This is a genomic window from Vibrio plantisponsor (assembly GCF_013041605.1).
Classification (GTDB): Bacteria; Pseudomonadota; Gammaproteobacteria; order Enterobacterales; family Vibrionaceae; genus Vibrio; species Vibrio plantisponsor.
Genome location: NZ_JABEQC010000032.1, coordinates 1 through 1,565, shown reverse-complemented (window position 1 = coordinate 1,565; position 1,565 = coordinate 1). Strand labels below are relative to the sequence as shown.

1 rRNA gene is annotated in these 1,565 nt (G+C 53.7%); it reads right to left on the bottom strand.

Annotation, left to right across the window (positions count from 1 at the left end):
• Positions 1-4: 4 nt before the first annotated feature.
• A 16S ribosomal RNA gene (locus HKI82_RS20310) occupies positions 5-1,547 on the bottom strand.
• Positions 1,548-1,565: the final 18 nt, after the last annotated feature.

Genomic DNA, 1,565 nt, shown 5'->3' with positions numbered 1-1,565 from the left:
TACGTAAGGAGGTGATCCAGCGCCAGGTTCCCCTAGCGCTACCTTGTTACGACTTCACCCCAGTCATGAACCACAAAGTGGCAAGCGTCCTCCCGAAGGTTAAACTACCTGCTTCTTTTGCAGCCCACTCCCATGGTGTGACGGGCGGTGTGTACAAGGCCCGGGAACGTATTCACCGTGACATTCTGATTCACGATTACTAGCGATTCCGACTTCATGGAGTCGAGTTGCAGACTCCAATCCGGACTACGACGCACTTTTTGGGATTCGCTTACTCTCGCAAGTTCGCTGCCCTCTGTATGCGCCATTGTAGCACGTGTGTAGCCCTACTCGTAAGGGCCATGATGACTTGACGTCGTCCCCACCTTCCTCCGGTTTATCACCGGCAGTCTCCCTGGAGTTCCCGACATTACTCGCTGGCAAACAAGGATAAGGGTTGCGCTCGTTGCGGGACTTAACCCAACATTTCACAACACGAGCTGACGACAGCCATGCAGCACCTGTCTTACAGTTCCCGAAGGCACTCCCGCGTCTCCGCAGGATTCTGTAGATGTCAAGAGTAGGTAAGGTTCTTCGCGTTGCATCGAATTAAACCACATGCTCCACCGCTTGTGCGGGCCCCCGTCAATTCATTTGAGTTTTAATCTTGCGACCGTACTCCCCAGGCGGTCTACTTAACGCGTTAGCTCCGAAAGCCACGGCTCAAGGCCACAACCTCCAAGTAGACATCGTTTACGGCGTGGACTACCAGGGTATCTAATCCTGTTTGCTCCCCACGCTTTCGCATCTGAGTGTCAGTATCTGTCCAGGGGGCCGCCTTCGCCACCGGTATTCCTTCAGATCTCTACGCATTTCACCGCTACACCTGAAATTCTACCCCCCTCTACAGTACTCTAGCTTGCCAGTTTCAAATGCTATTCCGAGGTTGAGCCCCGGGCTTTCACATCTGACTTAACAAACCACCTGCATGCGCTTTACGCCCAGTAATTCCGATTAACGCTCGCACCCTCCGTATTACCGCGGCTGCTGGCACGGAGTTAGCCGGTGCTTCTTCTGTCGCTAACGTCAAATGATGCTGCTATTAACAACACCACCTTCCTCACGACTGAAAGTGCTTTACAACCCGAAGGCCTTCTTCACACACGCGGCATGGCTGCATCAGGCTTGCGCCCATTGTGCAATATTCCCCACTGCTGCCTCCCGTAGGAGTCTGGACCGTGTCTCAGTTCCAGTGTGGCTGATCATCCTCTCAGACCAGCTAGGGATCGTCGCCTTGGTGAGCCATTACCTCACCAACTAGCTAATCCCACCTGGGCATATCCTGACGCGAGAGGCCCGAAGGTCCCCCTCTTTGAGCCGAAGCTATCATGCGGTATTAGCCATCGTTTCCAATGGTTATCCCCCACATCAGGGCAATTTCCCAGGCATTACTCACCCGTCCGCCGCTCGCCACCCGAGAAACAAGTTTCTCTGTGCTGCCGCTCGACTTGCATGTGTTAGGCCTGCCGCCAGCGTTCAATCTGAGCCATGATCAAACTCTTCAATTTAAGATTTTGTCGGCTCAA